The following is an 18,185-nucleotide window of genomic DNA, read 5'->3' as shown; positions in this document are numbered from 1 at the left end:
TGGCAAATACAGCGCCCAGCCAAAAAAATGCCCCTGTCATAGCAGGGGCATGGCAAACCTAGTCCGGGCTGGGTCTTGATCCTTACAGATATCAGAATCGTCGCCGGCGCACCAGGCCCGGGCGGGATTTTGATATCAGTTTTCGACCTGGCCAGCCCTGCAGATCCTGCCAGGTGATATCACTCCCCAAAAAACCCCGAATCAACGGGGCTTAAAGGTAGCTCGATCAGTCAAAGATCGGGCGCTGTCCATCGCCTAGCGCTGTTCGGATAGCGTTGACTGTCACATCGTGGTCGACGTGTTGTTCAAGCGTTGGAATCAGTGTTTCCACCAGTTTGATTGCTTTCTCATACAGATCATCTGGCGACAGATCGTCAAACTCATAAGCACGACCAACAATGGCAAACGCCAGATTCTTGCAGCCCTCACCTCTGTAGCCCCAGCTATAGCCCCCTTCGTACTTAAACAGGTCGCGCCGGGTAGGCAGTAGTTCAGCTTGCCCAGTGGGTGACTCACGCCACAGTGCAACACCAGCGCCTTCGACGGTGCGCAACAAAACGTGTGCCTGATCTTGCGTTGGTTTGGGTGGATTGATTTTCACCTTGCTAAAGTCGAAGTCATCCAGGGTCATGCGTTTTTCTTCGTTCATGATGAAGTCCTCATGAAAGATGGCTTAAACGTCGAGCCGTTGCTGATCGTCAGCAATCAAAAAATCCGCCAGGGAGCCGCCATTCTCAATGGCCTGCGCGATAGGCTTTGGCTTTCTGCCGACACCGGACCAATACTTAGTTTCGCCATTTTCGGTAAATTTATATTTAGGTGCCCGCTTACTTTGAGGCCGGTTAGCGGATTTTCTTTTGCCGGTGGGAGATTCATTCCCAAGCAATTGGCCAATGTCGAACCCTTCGCTTTCAATCAGAGCCAGCAACTCCTGGCGCTTAACCTCGCGTGCTTCGCGCTCAACCTTTTCAGCGGCGTATTCTTCTTTACGTTCCTCAAGCGCTACACCTAATTTTTCGTGCGCTTCCAGCAGCAACTCATAATCATTTTCGCGGACAAACGCACGGATGCTACGCACGTTAGACAGAACGCGCATAACTTCGTCGTAGGTGTTACTAGCCATAAATAACCTCAGACTCTAATGGTTGAAATACTATTTTTTTGGCGAGAATTCAAAGCTGACATTCCCGGTGGTCTTATCCTGCAAAACAAGCATGGCGGCAAAGGTCTTTCCTGACTTTTTACTGACGAACCCTTTGATTTCAGCCGTCTTGCCCTTCTTTATCAGCGTTTCGACCTGGCTGGCCGTGATCTTCTTATCGGCAATGGTAGCCCATACTTTAAAGGTGCAACCAGTACAGGCGTACGTCTTCGCGCTGATAACGATTTCCTTGCCACAGTTGGGGCAGGGCGACTCAAGACGGGGCAAACCACCTTCACGGGGCTTGTGTTCGCCTTTAATCTCTCCGACATCGACCTGGCTAACCTGTTCGGTCAAAAAGGCCATCAGTTTTGAAATGAAATCACCAACACTTAATGAACCCTGCTCTATCAACGTTTGCTGTTCAGACCAGAGCGCCGTCATATCGGGCTGAGTGGCAATTTCAGGAAGGGCATTGAAGAAGGCAATCCCCGTTTCTGTGGGGATTATTTTGGCTTTATCCAGTGTTATGAAATTACGTGTCTTGAGCGTTTCAATAATGGCTGATCGTGTCGCTGACGTACCTATCCCGCCGTGTTCAGCCTCGTTGTCGCGATCCTTGTCTTTGAGCAGCTTCTTAATCACAGGGTCGCTGACAAAATCAGCAATACGCACCAGGGCAGCGAGCAACGTTGCTTCTGTGAACAAAGCAGGCGGGGTTGTCTTTTTCTCGCTGACGCTGGTTTCTCGGCACGAACCGGAATCGCCGGTTTTCAACTCACTGACCGATTCAAAGGCGGTGGCCACCTCATCGTCATCCGCGGATTCGTCGCTTTCCTCACTGCTCGATCCCTTGAGCAATGTCTCAAAGCCTGGATCAACCGTTGTCTTGGCTTTGTAGGTAAATACCTCGCCTGCCACGTCAACGGCGCCGGTGGCCTCAAGGTACTTTTTGTTGCGCATGAACTGCACCAGGTACTGACGCGCAATGGCCTGATAGACCTTCGCCTCAAGGTCAGACAAAGCGGAAATATCAGGCACGTTGATCGTCGGAATGATGGCCGTGTGCGCTGAAATTTTACTGTCATCGAATGCTTTGCTTTTGATACCCGGCTCGGTGGCCACGTGCATGAACTCAGGCTTTTCTTTCAGTGCGGCCAGGATGTTAGGGGCATCGGCAAACTGTTCGTCAGACAAATAATTGCAGTCCGAGCGGTTGTAGGTGATGGCCTTGTACTTCTCGCGCAGCGCTTGCGTTATCTCAAGCGTTTGCGCGGCGGTCAGGCCAAACCGCTTGTTCATGTGCTGTTGCAGCTTAATCAAGTTAAACGGCAGGGGAGGCGTGGTTTCTTTCTCTTTGACGCTGCAATCGCGCACCGTTGCCGCCTGGCCCTTGCAGCGATCACCGACAAGACCAATAGCGACCTTATCAATTACTCGGCCCTTGTCATCCCTCGATAGGTCTTCTGAGGGCTTGAGGCGAGCCGTAAAGGTGTTGCCACCCAGCGTAAACGTGCCGTCCAGGGTGTAGAAAAATGAGGACGTGTGCGCTTGATTAGCCAGCCAGCGTCGGACGATCAAGCCAAGGATAGGCGTTTGCACGCGGCCAACGCTCAATACGCCCTGATAGCCTTTGGCTTGAGCTGCGATGGTGTACGCACGGGACATGCTCAACCCATACAGCAGATCCCCGGCAGTGCGGGCGTAGGTCTTTTCGTAGACGCCAAAAAAGTCTTGGTTGTTTTTAAGGTTGGCTAAGGATTTTTTGACAGCGTTCGGAGTGTTATCGCTGATAAACACTCGCTTCACGGATTTTGTATAACCCGCAAACAAGATCAACTCATCGACCAGCAGTTGCCCTTCATCATCAGGGTCGCCGCCATGTACAATTTCGTCCGCTTCCTTAATCAGATTAAGCACGATTTGAGTGTGGTCTGCTTTATTGGGTATGACTTCATACTGCAATGGAAACAAATTCAACGGCAAATCTTGTTGTTTCCATTGTTTATAGCTCGGGTTGTAAGTCTCCGGCTCGACAGATTTTAGCAAGTGACCAATGCACCACGTTACTTTGTCTTCACCGCACTCAAAGTAGCCGTTCTTTTTTGTATGCTTTCCATCTGTCAGAGCGTTGGCAATGTCCAGGGCGACAGCGGGTTTTTCAGCGATATACAGTTTCATGATTTAACCTTTATTCGATTCGTCGCCACAAATAGGGCGGGATTTTATCGAACGAGCGACCTGTTGATATTTCGACTTTACGATGGTCGGCAGCGGCTTGAACGTATACAGCCTCTTCAGCGCTTACTGTTTCAAGCAGGCGCTCAACCATAAAGCTTAATGTTTCTTGCTTATTGCAGCGTCGAAACTTCAACAAGTACGCTTGTTTGTTCAATGGACTAGCCCCGGACCTTACCGAATTTGTCCATGATCTTATCAGAGTAGGCCGGGTCGGAGCCTTCACAACCCCCTAAAAACTCCTTGCGAGCGTCAAAAGTAGGTCCCGGTTTGAACTTGCCGCGCTTCTTGACCTCGATGCTGAAAAACTTCTTCTCGGCTGACTTGCACTCAGAACCACCGCTATTGCCGGTCAACTTACCGAACATGCACAGCGTGACAGTGCAAGCGTCCGTATCACCGGCCTGTGCGTTGGCTGTTAGCCCTGCACAGAGCGCCATGGCGCACGCAGCCAGGGTCTTTTTCAAGCTGTTCACTCTTTTCATTTCTGCACCTCGGCGTATTTATGAAGCGTGATAGAGACGTTTTCACAGTCAACACAGAGCGTTGTTGCCCGGTACGTGAGGCTGGAGCTGGTGGTTTCGTGCTTCCACGTTCTACTGACAGGCTGCACCGGCTTTGCCTTCTGGTTGGTCCTAATCGGTGCTGTAGCGCCGTGCTGTAGCAGCCATTGCTGGGTGCGTGCAGCATCCGCCAGGGTGTGGGTATCCAGCTCGATCAAGTCCGCGTGGGCCAGTGCGTAATAGAACGCCGTGTCGTATGAGCGCTGATCGCCCTGGAAGTCAGCTAACGTCAAACTCCAGGGACCGTTAGCCTGTGCAGACTTGATTACTTCATTAGTCACCGCCAAGCGGGGGAGGCTGGTGTTAACCACGTGGGGCTTTTGGTCAAAATCCACGGCGGCGGGTTGAGGGGGTGAAGAACAGCCCGACAACGCCACAACGGCGACGGTTGTAAAACAAAACACTATATTTTTCATTTTATTCACCAGTTGATCTTTAAAAAGTGACGTGCGCTTCTAACTCGCCACGGGATAGGGTCAATGCCAAGTCATCCTTTGTGGGGAATTCGCCTTGACCTAATTTCGCTTTAACCCCTTGCAGGGTCGGGGAAAGTGCAATCAGCTTATCCATGAAAAAATCATCATTGAAGTAATAAGCTTTTTTGCAGTAAATCGGATGTTCACCTTTGAGTAGAATAACTTCATCGTCCACAGGCAGTAACTTAAGCTCCTGCGCTAACATAAGTGGTCGCTTTTCGTCTTTTTCTGACTCACCACGCTGTGTTTTTCCACCTATGGTTTTGCTGGTGGATTTCCACTTAGGTGATGTAAATCCAAGCTCGTTAGATATTTTTTCTGCGTGTTCTTGCTCGCTCAAAGAAAAATTGATTTTGCAAGAGTGGTTGGCAATGAGTGTTTTCGTACCGTTCAGACCATAAATGTCGTTGAGTTGTGACAAGTCTTGAAAGATGGTTAGCAGTTGAAGCTTGTAGCCTGCGATGTAACCCGCTGCGTCCTTAACGTAGCTGATTCGGCCAATGGATGGGAATTCGTCCATTAGAAACAAAGCGTTCAATTTGAGTGATGGATCAAAGTCAGGGTTTTCGCTCAAGTTAACTTTTAGTGCGCAGTTGAAGAACAAGTTGAGAATAACTGGCGCAATTTTGACGTCCTCCGGTAGTACGCCTAAATACACAGTCATCTTTTCACGGCGCAACTGTCTAAAGTCAAAGTCGTTTTTGTCTGTTGCTTTTCTGACGTTGGGCAGTGTGAAAAGGCGCAACTCTTTCTCAAACGTACCTGTCACACTGCCTTTCACATCATCGCCCAGCAGGGAAAAGCTTTTTAGCTTGTCGTGAGCGCCCTGGACGACATGCATAATGGATTCAGGGCAGAACGTGGGGGAGGGGGCATCGGCTAGAGCTTCAGCCAGGGCCTCAATAATTTCATCAACGGTGACTTGATAATAAAAATCTAGTGCGGTCCCTATCGAGAACAGGGGTTTGATATTGAAGGTCCGCAATTGACCAGGCTGATAAGTTAAAAAATACCAAAGCGCCGAAATGTAAGCCACAAATAGACTTTGTGCAGCGTTGTTGAAATGTTTCTCAGCCCCTGTAGTGCTGTCGGTGTTGTAGAAGATTTCTGCTATGCCGAGTAAATCAGACAATCCCTTGCTGTGGCTCAGGTCCACGTACACAAGTGGATTCATACCGTGCGACTTTTCGTCAAAAGGGTTGAATAGATAGATTGTGTTGCCTAGCACCTTTTGCCGATACCGGCTGGTGATGTTGTAGCACTCTTGTTTTAAATCCAAGATAATTGCAGAACCTAACCACAACATCAGGTTAGCAATAACCACCGCTGCACCCTTACCTGACCGACTACCAGCGCCTAGCGAAACAAAGTCAGGCTGCACGTAGCGCAGTAACTTTCCTTTGTATTTGCCGATAACAATCCCTTTGCCCCCATCGTCGCCCCAGGTCACGGACTTTGATTTTCTGATATCGCGCTCTGTCGCAAAACGGGCGTCACCATGCAGCGATTGTTTAGGCGTGCTATTGAGCTTCACCAGGGCAAGCAGAGGTAGGGCCAATGAGGCTATAAACCCCATGCCCAGCGCTGCAAAAGCGCTGACCATTATTTCGGTGTTAGACGTGCTTGAAAATATAGCCTCCCACAACTTGCTATAACGCCATAGCGAAACGATTTTCAGGGGGGCCACACCATTGAGCCAATAGACCAAAACGCTGGCTATCAAGGTGCTAAGGCCAAGGCAGACCAACAACAAGAAAATGGTTTGTGTTTTATTGAATAATTTCATGTCGGCAACCTATTCGTTACTTTCAGGATCAGCATGAGCAAATTCAGGGAATGCAGCTTTAAGCGCTTTGTTTCCATTGGCGATATGGGTCATCACCGCTGTAGCAATATTTTCTCGCACAATGCCTGTGGAAACAAAATACAACGCCCAGGCTTGGTCGGCTGTGCTTTGTCCTATCAGGTTTTCTATGTCCTGATAAGCCTTGAATTCTTCACTGTCGTGATAGCAATTGCATTCTTTATTGCTCATGACTTGTTCCTTCCATAGAGCTGCTGTTAGTCAGGGTGACTTGTCGCGCTGGCTGACAGTAGCCACCAAGCCGCTAGCGGCGCGGTAGTCGCTGTTATAGGTTCAGGTAGCGTTCTTGATCGACCGGTTTGAAATAAATCTCACCCATACGACGCACATCCCCCGATACGTCCACATGACAAATAATGTCGGTGCTGTTCAGAATTTTTCGTCTAAGCACTGCATAGGGCAGCATCTGGCATTCAGCGTTTTGGTAACAGCGCTCAATCAGTCCGTCGATGGCTTCTTCGACAGACCCCGAATGAAGCGAAGTCATACTGCCCCCATGACCGGAACCGACGACTTTATAAAAGTCCCACGTTTCACCGCCACGCACCTCGGCCAGAAAAATACGATCTGGATTCATTCGAAAGCACGACTTCAACAAGCCTGCCGAGGTTACAATAGCCCCAGGGGTATTGCTGGCTTCCGAGGGATAAAACAGATGAACATAGTTTTTATGTTCGTAAAATTTGATTTCCGGCGTGTCTTCGATAGTTACAATACGGATATTGAGGGGAACAAACGCCAATAGCGTTTTCATGTACGTTGTTTTACCGGAACCCGTGGCCCCGGCAAAAACGATGGTTTTACCCATCTGCACCGCCAGTTCCATGAACTCTGCGATATGCTTTTCTTTGTACAGATCAAGCAATCGTTGTTCATCTGAGCTTTGTTTTTTCTCAAGCGCAACTTTGCTATAAAAGCCGCCCTCAATGTATTTTGAGTGTGGTATCTGCTTGTCCGTTGGAACGCGGATCGTGATCGAGTACGTACCCCGCTCGCAGGCTGGATACCGTACTGCCTGGACGCGCTCACCGGATTCAAGCGTGGCCGACAGCAACGGTTTTGTTTCGCTGATATGATCGTCGTTGTAGTTAGCCAGGGTTTTGCAAAACCGTTCGCAGGCAGCCAAGGTGATTTTTGAGTTTTCCTCAAAACTCCAAATTCCATCAATCTTTAGCCACACACCACCAGGGCGGTTAACACCCATTTCGGTTAGACCATTTATTCCTAGATAAGTACCAAACATGCCTGTTTTGTAAAAATCCAGAGAGCGGTTAGTCACCACGCTAGCGTTATTAACAGCTATAGGCATATTCATTGGCTCAACTCCTTTTTATTTTTACGAAACTGCCAAGGCGGGATAGGGTTTGTATCTAACCAAAGCCCAATGCGTTCCGTGCGTGCTTCATTTTCCAGAGAAAGCAGGTTTGCATTCGTGCTGTATTGGCGATAAACCCACGCCATGCCTTGTTCAACCATTGAAGCGTTTAAATTTTTTTCGCCCAGCAACAACACACCAATGGTTCTTCCATAACGGTCTTGGCCTATGTCGATCACTTTTACCTGTTGCCGGTAAGCCATTGCTGCTAGGGCTTGACGTGATTTTTCTCCGAACGCCTGTGCTTTCTCCGGCGCGTCAATTTCTGCCAAACGTACGCGTGCTTGTTTTTTGTCAGCGCTCAGCAGCACCACAGTGTCACCGTCGATAATGCGCACGACTTCACCGGTAAAATCACTGGAATTCGCCGTAACGCTAAACACACAGGCTAAACACGGAAGAACTAAAATTTTGGCCCGCCGACTGATGGTTACTAGACTTTTCATTTTTTTAGCCTCACTGCATATACACCAGAAAAGTCAATATCTTCACCTACCAGAATTCCAATAATGTCGCCCTGATTTTTGTACATGGTCGGTGGAATGTTGATTGAGTTTTCCAGAGCGGTATTAGACATTTGGGCCATGCCTTCACGGGTGTTTTGCGTGTAATCGGAGTCCTGGCTTTGATTCCCTGATCGTTTCGCGAACGCTGTAGCTACGTCCTGAACCGTACTAAGCAACAAGGCGCCTTTGAAGCGGTCCCAAAAATGCTCATCCACCCAGCCATCAATGCCGGACTCACCCAGTTGCCCGACAACTTGAGTATCAACCAGTGTGATTTTTTTAAAGTCGCGTGTACGCAACTGGGTCCAGACCACAAACATGCGCCCCTGTCCTTGCTTGAGGGTGCCGGTGCGGTACACACCAAAGGCCTTTGTGCCCTTCTCGATCAACTTAACGTGGCTGTTTGCGCTGTAAACGTCCTCGGAAATAGTGCAAGAAATCCGCCCTGCCACGTCAGAGACAAACCGAGTTTGTAGCGTGCAGGGGATATAGGTGTTCTCCTCGATGTAGAGGTTAGGGTCCATGGCAATAGATTCGACCTTCATGCCTGTCACGGCATTAGCCCCTGTGCCTGCTTGAGCGCCACTGTTGGGGCTAACGGCTTCGCTTCCCGGCTCTGATGCGCCGCTTGATTGGCTGCCCGTAGACGCGCTTGTAGAGCCGTTGCCATCTTGCACGGGAATAGAGAGATATTTTTTGAACCCCAGTTCTGCCACAAGCGGCTTTGGCGAGCTGTCCGAAGCAACATTGCCGGTGTCGCCAGTAGCAGGCGCTACAGACTCTTTCTCAAAAAACTGAGTGTTCTGGCCCAGGTCTACACGACGCTTTGAGGAAGTCACACCGCTTTCAGGTGCTTTGCTGACGGGGGTATCGTCACCGGCCACGTCTTGGTACATCCCGTACAGCTTAATTCCCACATACCCCAAAACCACTAGCACCACTAACGCGCCGAGGATTTTATAAATCAACGGCGACCGTCTTTTGTGATCATGCTTATTGATTTCTGGTTCCGGTGAGCCCTGGACAACGCTGGAGGGTTGTTCCACCTCATTGCCATCAGTAATTTGGTTTGTCATTTTTCACCTCGACCCGCTCAACCTGCGTGGAGCTTGTGTTTTTGTAAGGGGTAACAACCTTTCCAAACGACTGGTTAACAACCCCTATGACTTGATCGCCATGTCGCAATATCAAGTTCTTATCCAGGCTGTGAACGACCAGGATTTTGTAATTGCCTTTTTGCTGCACGGAAAACCGTACAACCTGTTCTTTTCCATTGACGTATTTGGTCACGCCTGGAAAAGTTTTGTACGGCGAGAAACCGATATACGTCATCACCCCATCATCGTAGGCAAAATCTGGCGTAATGGTTTCGCTGGCCTTTCCGGGCCGCATGTAATAGTCCCAATTACGTGGGGCCTGTCCATTCTCAAGCGTTTGCGCGATAACCTTTTTTTCTTGCTCAGCCTGCAAAGCTTTTGACCGTGCCAGTTCTTCTTGGCTGGCCTTAACACGCTTATCGTCGGGATACGCATAATTAACCACAAGCGACGGTTCACGCTTACTACTGGCATCTAGCAAAACCAGTTCAAGGCTGTAGTTTTTTTTGTTCGTTGAGACAAACAGGTTTGTACGCCACTCAGATGCGATGGGTTCGAACAACTTTTGAACGGTCTCCTTTTCGCCGCTCTCGTTGATGATTTCTTGTTTTTGGACTGCGGGCCGTGGGCTGATTGAAAGCTTATTAGCATCCCATTTAACATCCCAACCATCTTCAAATCCCGTCATCGGCTTGCCGACGATAACTTCGTCTGAACTGAAAATAACGGTTGTCAGGAAACCTAGGCGCGCATGCACCACTGTAATATTCGCGGGATTGTAATCGACGCTCTGCATACGATAATCGTAAGGGCTTGCACTGGGTATGGATGCGGCGTTGCTAAAGCTGGTCCAACCTAGCAAACAATAAAGAATGACCTTTTTCATTGCCCACCTCTCATTTCCTTTTCAACCAAATACTCAACCACTGTGAAACCCAGTGGGTTTGTGGTTCTGACTTCTTCTGTCATGACTTTAGGTGGGACCATGCGAAACGTCACACGCGCAACGTGATATTCCGTCTTGATTTGTCCGCTTCGCAGATTTTTGATGTGTTTTGCAAAACGAATCGTAGCGACTTTATCCGGGAAATTTCCCTCGACCACAGGATTAGAAATAATGTCGATAGTCACAACGTTAGCTGCATCCTGATAAACCTTATCTGGAGCTTTGGGACCGGCAAATAAATCAAGGTACTCAGCCGTTACCGCTTCGGAACTGTACAGCGGCACAACGTCATAATCAGTTTGCGACGAATAGTAATTGTAGCGCTCGCGCAAGGTGACGTAGAGCGAAGCAAAGTATTTGTCTTGTGCGGTCTGCTGGCTAATGTTGTCAACCACAACACTGTTGTACGTCTCAGAACGCCCGGTTGATTTATCAATCACCACTGGCACCACGACAGTTTTATTCAGCAGCAACGAAATATACAGCGCGCCCAGGCTTAAAGCAGTAATGACTACCATTACGCCAACGGCCTGCCAGGCTGTCCTTTTAGATTGCTCGTTTTTGAGTGATAACTGAGTCTCAAAGGATTTTGCGGAGTCAAAGACCTCCTGTTTAGCGCTCATAATCGATTACCTCAGTTTTGTTGATGGGCACAAGGTCGCCAGTCACGTCAGCGGGGAGCTGTTGCTTTTGTACGCAGCCGACCAGGAGTGTTAAAAAAATAGTCGTTAATAGTGTTTTCACTTTTGAAACCTCGCTTTCATATTTTCAACGGCTTGTTTTGACCTTGCCATCCCCGCCCTATACGCCGGGCTTAAAGTCCTCCCCGCCTGTTTTCCTGCCCACTCAGCGGCAGAACTCGTTTTTGCCTCGCCGCCAGAAGAAATACCTTTCCCTAGACCCTTTCCAATTTCTTTTCCTTGTGAGAGCGCCGCGCCTGCTGCCTTGGACGCACCCCAAGTCGCGGCACCCAAACCCATAACAGCCATACCTTGCACCGCGCCTTCCATACCAACACCGGCAATTTGCGTAGCGAATTTAACGGCCAACAACACCATCCCACCCGTTAACACCCCGGCCACCAATGCCATAGCGCCCATTGTCAGTAAATTAGATTCAACGGCTTGCGCTGTTACTTGTGTGAGAATAAGTTTCATGAAAGTCATGCCAATTTTTATCACTAGGGACGCGAACATAACCGTTAAAATGCTACTGAATATAAGTTGCAACCAGTTGTTGAACATTGTTCTAAGAAAACCGAACATAAGACAAAAGATAAACAATGGCGCGGTCAATCCTAAAAGGATCATCGTCACGTCTGCCGCGAAAAAAGTCAGACCTGCAATGGTCATTAATATCAGTGAGCCGATCCATACCATCAAAGCACCTAACCCACCGCTGGCTTTGACGTAGGTAGAGCTGTCCTTACTTAAAATCGTTTCTGCTAACGTTTGAGTTTGCAACCAAAGAGAATCGAGAGTCGCCCACACCCCTCCAACTTGGTTGCCCGACAACCCATCTTTAAGTCCCTGCGCAGCATCCAGCGTGGCTGTAAGGTAGCCTCCTGTATTGTCGATAAATGCTAAAATTATTCCCATTTTCGCTAAGTTCCACAGCACGTCCTGCATGGGGGTCTGAATTTTACCCGCAAGCGTCTGGTAGCCCATCCATAAGATGTACAACGTTACCGCACCAGAAATAAGAACGGCGACGGCTTGCACGTATATATTTGATGACGCCTCACCTACAGACTTAAGCGCCGTCATAATTTCGTTGTTGAACTTAACAAACAACCCGTCGCCAGCCATAAAAACCTCGTGCATATACAGTTTATTTTTCTACTGACTAGCAGCCATTATTTTGCTGAGTCTTTTTTCATTTCATCTTGCAAGTTGAAATCGAATGTAGGGACTCGCGCATTTTTCTGCTGAATCTGGAATTGTGCAGCGATAGCGTTTCGACAGTTCGGTGTGTCATTTCCCGAAGCTTTGCATTCCTTATAAATCGGTGCCAATTCTTTAGGATGGTCAACGTACCACTCAGGAGTTTTAACTTCTTCGGAACACCCGGATACGAGCGCAAACCCAACCAAACCAAAAACTGCCATAACCTTTTTCATTATCGATCCCTTTTAGTTAAATGTAGGAACTGGCGCGCTTAATTGTTCTTTCTCAAACGCAGCCTTTCTTTTTTCTTCCCACACAACATTAGCAGCCTTGGCCTGCTCTGTCGCCATACTCCACTGCAATTGAAGTGCGCTCATTTCAACAGCTTTCAGGTTCACGGCGTTGGCCAGGTCCTGCGACTCTTTCGAGTCCTTAGAGTTCTGCGCCCTGTCGGCAAGCTTCTGTATAGACGTTAGCTTTCTTGAAAATGAGTCACTGACACTCTCTGCACGCTCAATCAAGTTCAACTTGCTGGTAATCGATCCTTGGCAGGAGTCCAACATTTGCAGGCTTAGACCCTTGCAGGAGTCCATTAAGCCGTATTTGTTCGCAAGCGCAGCATATTCTCCCTGAGCTAATCCACCGATTGACGTTAAAGCATCCTTCGCGTCCTTTACGTCGCTCACAACGGAAACGGCTTCGTTCTTTATTTTCTTTGCTTCATCCAGAAACTCGCCAATCTCACGAACGCCTGTCGCAGTCGCCAATTGATCCTTGTAAGCGGTTAGTTCGCTTTTGTACTGCTTTACAGTCTCGCCCCACTGTTTCAACAACTGTGCCCATTCCACCATCCGCACAGCCGCTGCTGGGTTGTCGGCTACGGGGATGCCTACTACGGCAAAGGCAGAACCCGTGAAGAGTATTGCGAACATCATCAGAATTGTTTTCATATAAGTCACTCAAATAGCAAGTTCAAGGTAAGCATTAAGCCAATCATCAGGCTTCATACCGTCTTTAAAGAGGCTGTCGAATATTTCTAGGTTCGGCGCGCTAGAACTCAACACTTTGGTGTGAACACCAAGGCCCGACAGGTCTAACGTCACCAGCGCGTAAAAGTCTTTGCTGTCGCCTTTTTTCAGGCTGCTTTTCCTCACCACCATCTGACGCGAGGTTGGATCGAGCTTTTTGATGATCCAGTAAGCCTCCGGCGTCACCCCCAGCCCATCAACATAATCTGAATAAATCGCATTGGGGTTAGCCAGGTAGAACACGGTACTGCTCACCTCGATCACTGCTCGCGCAATCTCGTTTTTAATCACCTCATCCGGCGATTGTGTGGCCGGGACCACAAGACCGTTGAGCTTGCGAATGGTCTTGAGCTTGTTGTACACAAAATCCTTAAACGCTGGGTCTCCCAACCACTTCCAGAACTCGTCGAGGAAGATCACCATCCGGCGACCATCGAGCAACTGCGTCACCCGATACAACAGATAGAAAGAAATCGGCGTGCAGGTGTCCTTGTCGTCCAGAAACTCAGTGCCATCAATACCGAACGTCGAGCTGGTGTCCGGGTTGAAGGTGTCCACGGCGTTATCAAACACCCAGCCAAACTGCCCACCTTGTGCCCAATGGCTCAGGCGCACCACTAGCCCATTGTTCCTGCCCTGTTCCGTCGCGGCCTCGCTCATATGCTCCAGCATTCGAGTAATACCGTACTGGCGGTTTTCGATAGGCTCCATATCAAACACCGCGTTCACGCTTTCGCTGATAACCGTTTCATCACGGCTGGTGATGGTTTCATTATTACGCGTCACCAACAGCTTAATCAGCGATTTGACCATCGCCAGATTGCGCTTGTTCTTGGGCAGGTAGAATGGATTCCATCCTGTCGGCTCGCCACTTTTAACGGCATAATATTCGCCACCCAGCGCCCGAATATTAATTTCTGCACCACGGTCCTTATCGAAATATACGGTCGTCAGTTTTTTGGTTTTAGCGCTTGGCGAAAAACTTTCAGATTTTCCGTATTTTTGCATCATGTTCAGCAAGAAGTTCAGTGTCATGGTTTTACCGACACCTGCCGTACCGTACACCGCTGTATTAGCGAGTGTTTTTTCGTCAAAATCATCCTTGTGAAAATCGACGTTGTGCAGATTGACGTAATACGCCTGTTTACTGGGAGTTTTTAAAATCGCGATAGCTTCGCCCCAGGGCGTCTTTTTGCGCTTGCCCGTGTAGAAGTTATGAAACGATGCTAATTCAGAAAAATTTGCACTGCTGATAGGTGCAAGACGTGGGCGCAAGTGATACACGCCTGGAAGCTGTGCACAGAACGCAGGGGCCAAAGAAAGGGTTGAGATAGTCGCGATCAAGCCAATATCAGTAAAGCCCGAGGACAGCGCGTTAGTGTCATTGACTAACTTGGCGACTGTGTCCGCGTACACAAACAGTGTGAAATGGTATTTGCCAAACGAAATGTCACCTGACGTTAATTCGTCTTTGGCTGTTTTCAAGTCTTCGCGTTGTGATACGGCGTCATCATCGACACTTTTAAGTTTCTTCTCCATGGACTTGATATGTTCTAACGCCTCTGCCCTGGACATTGAGGTAAATGACTGCGTCATTACATACTCAACGTCAGCGTATAACAACACGTCTAAAATGCCTGTAGTAACTTCCTTGCTGGAGAAATCTTTAATCTCGATAGATTTAAAAAATCTGTCTTTACCGCGAATTGAAATCTGTCCGGTATCAGGTCCAAAGAATACATCACCGCCGCCAATGACTTCGTACAATGGTGTCTTTGAGATTCTGATTTTCTGTCGCACACCGCTGATGAGGAAGTTGTAGAATGACATTAAATTTGAGTAAACCACTTTGCCTTCTTCGAAGCAGCCCAGCGGGTGCGATGAGTAACGATTTAGGGAAGAATTAAGCCGTCCTCTAATATCCTCCATTTCAGCAATGGCGGCGTTTAAAACCTGTTTTTTCTGTTCCAGGCTCAACCGTTTGTTATCGGACCTTTCCAGCTTGTCGTAAGGCTTGTAAGCCACAGAGAAATATAGCGAGTTTGCCTTGAACGTATCATTTTCAATGCCTTCATAGTACAAACGGCTGACCGTATCAGCGAAGTCATTGCCGGAATCGCTGCTAAAGCTGTCATAGAAGCTTTCACGGGCGTTGTGGACATAAAACGTCACTGGGTAGCCTGCAAATGACTTAATCAGCGTGTTGATGACATCGGAACTTATAATCAGCATTTCCGCCGAATCAAACTCAAAGGTGTCTCCCAATAGCTGCCAGGTGGCTATTAGGTCGCCGTCTTTTGCTTTGACAATATGTTCAGTCACATGCGATGAGTAAGGAATGATTTTCTCAAACGGTGTTCTGTTGTTAAGTTTCATTTGATTATTAAATTCCTTTACGTCAACCGCATCATATTGATTCGCAAGAATAGAAGGTGTCTTGAAAAATCGTTCGGCCACCTTGTCAAGTCGCGCCCGCAGTTTCAGATACAACAGGTTATAGTGGTATTCGTCTTTTTTTGTGGGTATTCCCATTGCGTAAACAGCAATAGGGACTAACAACCAGAAAAACTTGGTTGTGTATAAGCCCATCAAAAACAAGAAAGCCACGACAACAAAAAACAGGGTGACCGGAACGCCAAAATACAGCGCAGGTCGCCTAAGTGCTTTGTAGAACTTGCTCATTCCGTCACCCTGCCCTTTTTAACCGACCAAAAGCCGGGCAATTTCCGAAGCCGAAGCAATCAAAATTGCTCCCATGATGATGGGCGCACACTCGCGCAAGGTGTTGCCAGCAAACAGCACCTTGTAGCCCACCCACAGCACTGCAATGGTGACGGTTACAATCGACAGAGCCAGGAGACCAGTTGAAACCTTGTCGAGCAATGTACCGGCCTTTGTGAAGCCATCCGCCATGGCGGTTACGGGTGCAGCGATCACTCCAGCGGTAGTCAGATTTTTAATATGACGTTTCATTAGTTGCCTCTCAGTATCTTTGTGGGTCTATCTTGGGAAAATATCGTGGTGTTTTTGATTACGCTATTTGGGTAGATGGTTCTAATTTCTCCTTTGTCTTTCGACTTACTCCCTATGATTTCTATATCTGTTGATAGTTTTTTCTGATCCGCTTTTGTGCTCGGTATTAGATATTTTGGTTCGTCAGCGTATCCAATTCTTTGCACATAACTTGTGTCAGAAAATGCCAACTCCTTTTTTTTACCTGTTTCGAAGTTTCCCGAGTAATAACAACTTAAAGCGCGAGGTAGGGTTTTTCCTCTGAGGTAACAATCAGTGATTACTTTTTCAAATACAGCCAAATTGGCACATGGATCAAATAATTTTTCAGCTGTTACGCCGTACTTTTCAAAGTTACCTTTGTAGATCTGCATCAGCCCGACTGAGTAATCCTTATTCGCCGCTTCTAGCTCCTTGACCCTGGCGAGTGCCTCTACCTTCGTTTTAGGCATTATCCCATTGCCATCAACCACACCAATGGCGTAGGGGTTCATCCGGCTTTCAACCCAGGCAACGTCGCGGATCGTATCCGGGTGGACCGTAGCGGCGCACGAAAGCAGCAGTGGAATTAGCTCAATCATCCTGAATGCCTTTGAATAGCTGTTATTTCTGATTAGTCAGTGTTGAGCTGACCCGTCATCAGACGGGGCGAACTCAATGTCAAAGTTCTTGAATAGAATTTCTTCTATTACTTTTCGTTTCGAGATTTTTCGTTCCCCTGCTTCTGTTGAGATTCGGTAATTCAGCTCTGCGTCGAGCAGCATATCCAGTCGAATTGCTCGCCAATCTTCGCCGTCTGGTGCCTTGAAATTGCAGATCATGATATTTCCTCAATTCGACGTGTGTTCGTGTTTCTCGTATTAGTAGCACATAGAAAGTAATGTGAAGAAATAGCGGAATTCCGCTATCCAATTAAAAAAAAGCGCCATTTTTTCGTTATTTATTCCCGACCAGTTTAAATAATGTCATTAAATACAGCGAGTTAGTCCTGGCCGCGTAAACGTTCCGTAACTCAATATTTTTTTCTAATCCGTACTTTTCTTTTACGTGTGTCAGGTGAATGCTGATCGTATTGATAGAAATCCCAAGCTCCTGCGCAATCGTCCGCATGTCGTATGCGGTTGCGTAGAGGTAGAGCACGCGAACCTCCGGCTTTGTTAGCTCTGGAAAGACACTCAGCAGCGCGGGGGTGAAATTCTCGTCGTATATAGCCATTCCTTGAGCCTCTGATTTCGATTTTACTTGTGCTATCGCCTATGTCAGCGGCCTACCAACAAAAAAGCGATTTTTCTGAGGATAATTAGATTTGCTAGCGTACGCGCTGATTGCACCAGGACAATCACCGCGACACACGACAGCAAGGTGTAAATCGTTGCCGGATTTCCTTTGGCATCTGCCACATATGTGATGCCTTGGGGGTAGTAGGTAACGGCCATCCCCAATACAGCTACGAACGTGATGAGTTTTCTGAAACCGTAAAGGATGTTTAGAACTCCCACCATCAGCACTTGTAGCACCACTGCAAGGGTAAGACGCATGACATTGAAGATTGTCTTCGCCACGAGTTTGCAGCTCGCCTTAGCCGAGGTAGGTTTTTGAGTGTGTTTCCTTTCTGTAGACGGGCTACTCATCGAGCCTTGTTTTTTGGAGGCAGGAAACAAAACCACATTGTTTTTTGGGGCGTCTTCTCGCCCTGGAAATTTCACTACGTTCGTCATACCGCCTCCCACAGTTCAAGAATGGCTATGGGGAGTATGCAATTTTTTCAAAGAAAAAAATATTGGATTAACACAATATTTCTGGTCGGGCTGATACGCGGTAAGGCGAAGCTGACATAGGAACAGAATTCGGAAAAAATCGTACGTTACGCCGCTGGGCCTTGGCGCGTTTGTTGTTGGGGTTCGGGGAGCAATGGAACCGAAAACCAACGTAGGCCCGCAATGGTCGTCCAGGCTGGGGATGTAAGCCGGAACCCCAGAAATTTCCGTCACCCTAGTTGGGTGGGCTCAACACTCGTGTCACCAGCTACCTTCTGGAGAATCGAGCTCGGCCA

22 protein-coding genes are annotated in these 18,185 nt (G+C 48.1%); all 22 read right to left on the bottom strand.

What is annotated here, in order from left to right; genetic code table 11:
- Positions 1–226: 226 nt before the first annotated feature.
- Positions 227–649, bottom strand: coding sequence for a DUF6166 domain-containing protein (locus ACZRN6_RS33740; RefSeq protein WP_463890221.1), 423 nt, complete (start codon positions 647–649; stop codon positions 227–229).
- Between the two features lie 24 nt (positions 650–673).
- Positions 674–1,123, bottom strand: coding sequence for an H-NS family histone-like protein (locus ACZRN6_RS33735; RefSeq protein WP_464009802.1), 450 nt, complete (start codon positions 1,121–1,123; stop codon positions 674–676).
- A 30-nt stretch (positions 1,124–1,153) separates the two neighbouring features.
- A complete protein-coding gene (locus ACZRN6_RS33730; RefSeq protein ID WP_464009801.1) occupies positions 1,154–3,322 on the bottom strand; it encodes a type IA DNA topoisomerase in 2,169 nt (722 codons plus the stop codon).
- Positions 3,323–3,332: 10 nt separating this feature from the next.
- Positions 3,333–3,605, bottom strand: a complete 273-nt coding sequence (locus tag ACZRN6_RS33725) for an Hha/YmoA family nucleoid-associated regulatory protein (protein ID WP_464009800.1) — start codon at positions 3,603–3,605, stop codon at positions 3,333–3,335.
- Positions 3,541–3,846, bottom strand: coding sequence for a TrbM/KikA/MpfK family conjugal transfer protein (locus ACZRN6_RS33720; RefSeq protein WP_464009799.1), 306 nt, complete (start codon positions 3,844–3,846; stop codon positions 3,541–3,543). Before ACZRN6_RS33720 ends, ACZRN6_RS33725 begins: the two co-directional genes overlap by 65 nt.
- A gap of 14 nt (positions 3,847–3,860) precedes the next feature.
- Complete coding sequence (locus ACZRN6_RS33715) at positions 3,861–4,367, bottom strand: hypothetical protein (RefSeq protein ID WP_464009798.1); 507 nt, start codon at positions 4,365–4,367, stop codon at positions 3,861–3,863.
- 10 nt (positions 4,368–4,377) lie between these two features.
- Positions 4,378–6,204, bottom strand: a complete 1,827-nt coding sequence (locus tag ACZRN6_RS33710; protein ID WP_464009797.1) for a type IV secretory system conjugative DNA transfer family protein — start codon at positions 6,202–6,204, stop codon at positions 4,378–4,380.
- Positions 6,205–6,213: 9 nt separating this feature from the next.
- Positions 6,214–6,453 carry a hypothetical protein gene (locus ACZRN6_RS33705; RefSeq protein ID WP_464009796.1) on the bottom strand — a complete coding sequence of 80 codons (240 nt, stop codon included), beginning with the start codon at positions 6,451–6,453 and terminating at the stop codon, positions 6,214–6,216.
- A gap of 94 nt (positions 6,454–6,547) precedes the next feature.
- Positions 6,548–7,597 (bottom strand): P-type DNA transfer ATPase VirB11, encoded by a 1,050-nt coding sequence (gene virB11, locus ACZRN6_RS33700; protein ID WP_464009795.1) that lies wholly within the window; start codon positions 7,595–7,597, stop codon positions 6,548–6,550.
- A complete protein-coding gene (locus tag ACZRN6_RS33695; protein ID WP_464009794.1) occupies positions 7,594–8,103 on the bottom strand; it encodes a thermonuclease family protein in 510 nt (169 codons plus the stop codon). The genes virB11 and ACZRN6_RS33695 overlap by 4 nt, the downstream gene beginning before the upstream one ends.
- Positions 8,100–9,239: a VirB10/TraB/TrbI family type IV secretion system protein gene (gene virB10 / locus ACZRN6_RS33690; protein WP_464009793.1), complete on the bottom strand. Its 1,140-nt coding sequence runs from the start codon at positions 9,237–9,239 to the stop codon at positions 8,100–8,102. The genes ACZRN6_RS33695 and virB10 overlap by 4 nt, the downstream gene beginning before the upstream one ends.
- Entirely contained in the window at positions 9,220–10,146 is a 927-nt protein-coding gene (locus ACZRN6_RS33685; protein WP_463890199.1) for a TrbG/VirB9 family P-type conjugative transfer protein, read from the bottom strand. The genes virB10 and ACZRN6_RS33685 overlap by 20 nt, the downstream gene beginning before the upstream one ends.
- Positions 10,143–10,829, bottom strand: a complete 687-nt coding sequence (locus ACZRN6_RS33680) for a VirB8 family type IV secretion system protein (RefSeq protein ID WP_464009792.1) — start codon at positions 10,827–10,829, stop codon at positions 10,143–10,145. Before ACZRN6_RS33680 ends, ACZRN6_RS33685 begins: the two co-directional genes overlap by 4 nt.
- A gap of 117 nt (positions 10,830–10,946) precedes the next feature.
- The gene (locus tag ACZRN6_RS33675) at positions 10,947–12,014 is read right to left on the bottom strand and encodes a TrbL/VirB6 family protein (protein WP_463890195.1); all 1,068 of its coding nucleotides are present in this window, start codon (positions 12,012–12,014) and stop codon (positions 10,947–10,949) included.
- A gap of 47 nt (positions 12,015–12,061) precedes the next feature.
- Positions 12,062–12,325 carry an EexN family lipoprotein gene (locus ACZRN6_RS33670; protein ID WP_463890193.1) on the bottom strand — a complete coding sequence of 88 codons (264 nt, stop codon included), beginning with the start codon at positions 12,323–12,325 and terminating at the stop codon, positions 12,062–12,064.
- A gap of 12 nt (positions 12,326–12,337) precedes the next feature.
- Entirely contained in the window at positions 12,338–13,042 is a 705-nt protein-coding gene (locus ACZRN6_RS33665; RefSeq protein ID WP_463890191.1) for a type IV secretion system protein, read from the bottom strand.
- Positions 13,043–13,051: 9 nt separating this feature from the next.
- Positions 13,052–15,802 (bottom strand): VirB4 family type IV secretion/conjugal transfer ATPase, encoded by a 2,751-nt coding sequence (locus ACZRN6_RS33660; protein ID WP_464009791.1) that lies wholly within the window; start codon positions 15,800–15,802, stop codon positions 13,052–13,054.
- Positions 15,803–15,820: 18 nt separating this feature from the next.
- Positions 15,821–16,093, bottom strand: a complete 273-nt coding sequence (locus tag ACZRN6_RS33655; protein WP_463890187.1) for a TrbC/VirB2 family protein — start codon at positions 16,091–16,093, stop codon at positions 15,821–15,823.
- Positions 16,093–16,713: a lytic transglycosylase domain-containing protein gene (locus ACZRN6_RS33650; protein WP_463890185.1), complete on the bottom strand. Its 621-nt coding sequence runs from the start codon at positions 16,711–16,713 to the stop codon at positions 16,093–16,095. Before ACZRN6_RS33650 ends, ACZRN6_RS33655 begins: the two co-directional genes overlap by 1 nt.
- Positions 16,714–16,749: 36 nt before the next feature.
- Entirely contained in the window at positions 16,750–16,953 is a 204-nt protein-coding gene (locus ACZRN6_RS33645) for a hypothetical protein (protein ID WP_064455138.1), read from the bottom strand.
- A 115-nt stretch (positions 16,954–17,068) separates the two neighbouring features.
- A complete protein-coding gene (locus ACZRN6_RS33640; RefSeq protein WP_463890183.1) occupies positions 17,069–17,347 on the bottom strand; it encodes a helix-turn-helix transcriptional regulator in 279 nt (92 codons plus the stop codon).
- Positions 17,348–17,391: 44 nt separating this feature from the next.
- Entirely contained in the window at positions 17,392–17,850 is a 459-nt protein-coding gene (locus ACZRN6_RS33635) for a hypothetical protein (protein WP_463890181.1), read from the bottom strand.
- Between the last annotated feature and the right edge of the window lie 335 nt (positions 17,851–18,185).

The organism is Pseudomonas sp. A125 (assembly GCF_055409485.1).
This window is presented reverse-complemented; position numbering and strand designations above follow the sequence as displayed.

What these genes read in the sequence shown, in the direction of transcription:
- ACZRN6_RS33740 (WP_463890221.1), bottom strand. Translation starts at nt 649, where the DNA reads ATGAACGAAGAAAAACGCATGACCCTGGATGACTTCGACTTTAGCAAG.
- ACZRN6_RS33735 (WP_464009802.1), bottom strand. Translation starts at nt 1,123, where the DNA reads ATGGCTAGTAACACCTACGACGAAGTTATGCGCGTTCTGTCTAACGTG.
- ACZRN6_RS33730 (WP_464009801.1), bottom strand. Translation starts at nt 3,322, where the DNA reads ATGAAACTGTATATCGCTGAAAAACCCGCTGTCGCCCTGGACATTGCC.
- ACZRN6_RS33710 (WP_464009797.1), bottom strand. Translation starts at nt 6,204, where the DNA reads ATGAAATTATTCAATAAAACACAAACCATTTTCTTGTTGTTGGTCTGC.
- ACZRN6_RS33705 (WP_464009796.1), bottom strand. Translation starts at nt 6,453, where the DNA reads ATGAGCAATAAAGAATGCAATTGCTATCACGACAGTGAAGAATTCAAG.
- virB11 (WP_464009795.1), bottom strand. Translation starts at nt 7,597, where the DNA reads ATGAATATGCCTATAGCTGTTAATAACGCTAGCGTGGTGACTAACCGC.
- ACZRN6_RS33695 (WP_464009794.1), bottom strand. Translation starts at nt 8,103, where the DNA reads ATGAAAAGTCTAGTAACCATCAGTCGGCGGGCCAAAATTTTAGTTCTT.
- virB10 (WP_464009793.1), bottom strand. Translation starts at nt 9,239, where the DNA reads ATGACAAACCAAATTACTGATGGCAATGAGGTGGAACAACCCTCCAGC.
- ACZRN6_RS33685 (WP_463890199.1), bottom strand. Translation starts at nt 10,146, where the DNA reads ATGAAAAAGGTCATTCTTTATTGTTTGCTAGGTTGGACCAGCTTTAGC.
- ACZRN6_RS33680 (WP_464009792.1), bottom strand. Translation starts at nt 10,829, where the DNA reads ATGAGCGCTAAACAGGAGGTCTTTGACTCCGCAAAATCCTTTGAGACT.
- ACZRN6_RS33675 (WP_463890195.1), bottom strand. Translation starts at nt 12,014, where the DNA reads ATGGCTGGCGACGGGTTGTTTGTTAAGTTCAACAACGAAATTATGACG.
- ACZRN6_RS33670 (WP_463890193.1), bottom strand. Translation starts at nt 12,325, where the DNA reads ATGAAAAAGGTTATGGCAGTTTTTGGTTTGGTTGGGTTTGCGCTCGTA.
- ACZRN6_RS33665 (WP_463890191.1), bottom strand. Translation starts at nt 13,042, where the DNA reads ATGAAAACAATTCTGATGATGTTCGCAATACTCTTCACGGGTTCTGCC.
- ACZRN6_RS33660 (WP_464009791.1), bottom strand. Translation starts at nt 15,802, where the DNA reads ATGAGCAAGTTCTACAAAGCACTTAGGCGACCTGCGCTGTATTTTGGC.
- ACZRN6_RS33655 (WP_463890187.1), bottom strand. Translation starts at nt 16,093, where the DNA reads ATGAAACGTCATATTAAAAATCTGACTACCGCTGGAGTGATCGCTGCA.
- ACZRN6_RS33650 (WP_463890185.1), bottom strand. Translation starts at nt 16,713, where the DNA reads ATGATTGAGCTAATTCCACTGCTGCTTTCGTGCGCCGCTACGGTCCAC.
- ACZRN6_RS33645 (WP_064455138.1), bottom strand. Translation starts at nt 16,953, where the DNA reads ATGATCTGCAATTTCAAGGCACCAGACGGCGAAGATTGGCGAGCAATT.
- ACZRN6_RS33640 (WP_463890183.1), bottom strand. Translation starts at nt 17,347, where the DNA reads ATGGCTATATACGACGAGAATTTCACCCCCGCGCTGCTGAGTGTCTTT.
- ACZRN6_RS33635 (WP_463890181.1), bottom strand. Translation starts at nt 17,850, where the DNA reads ATGACGAACGTAGTGAAATTTCCAGGGCGAGAAGACGCCCCAAAAAAC.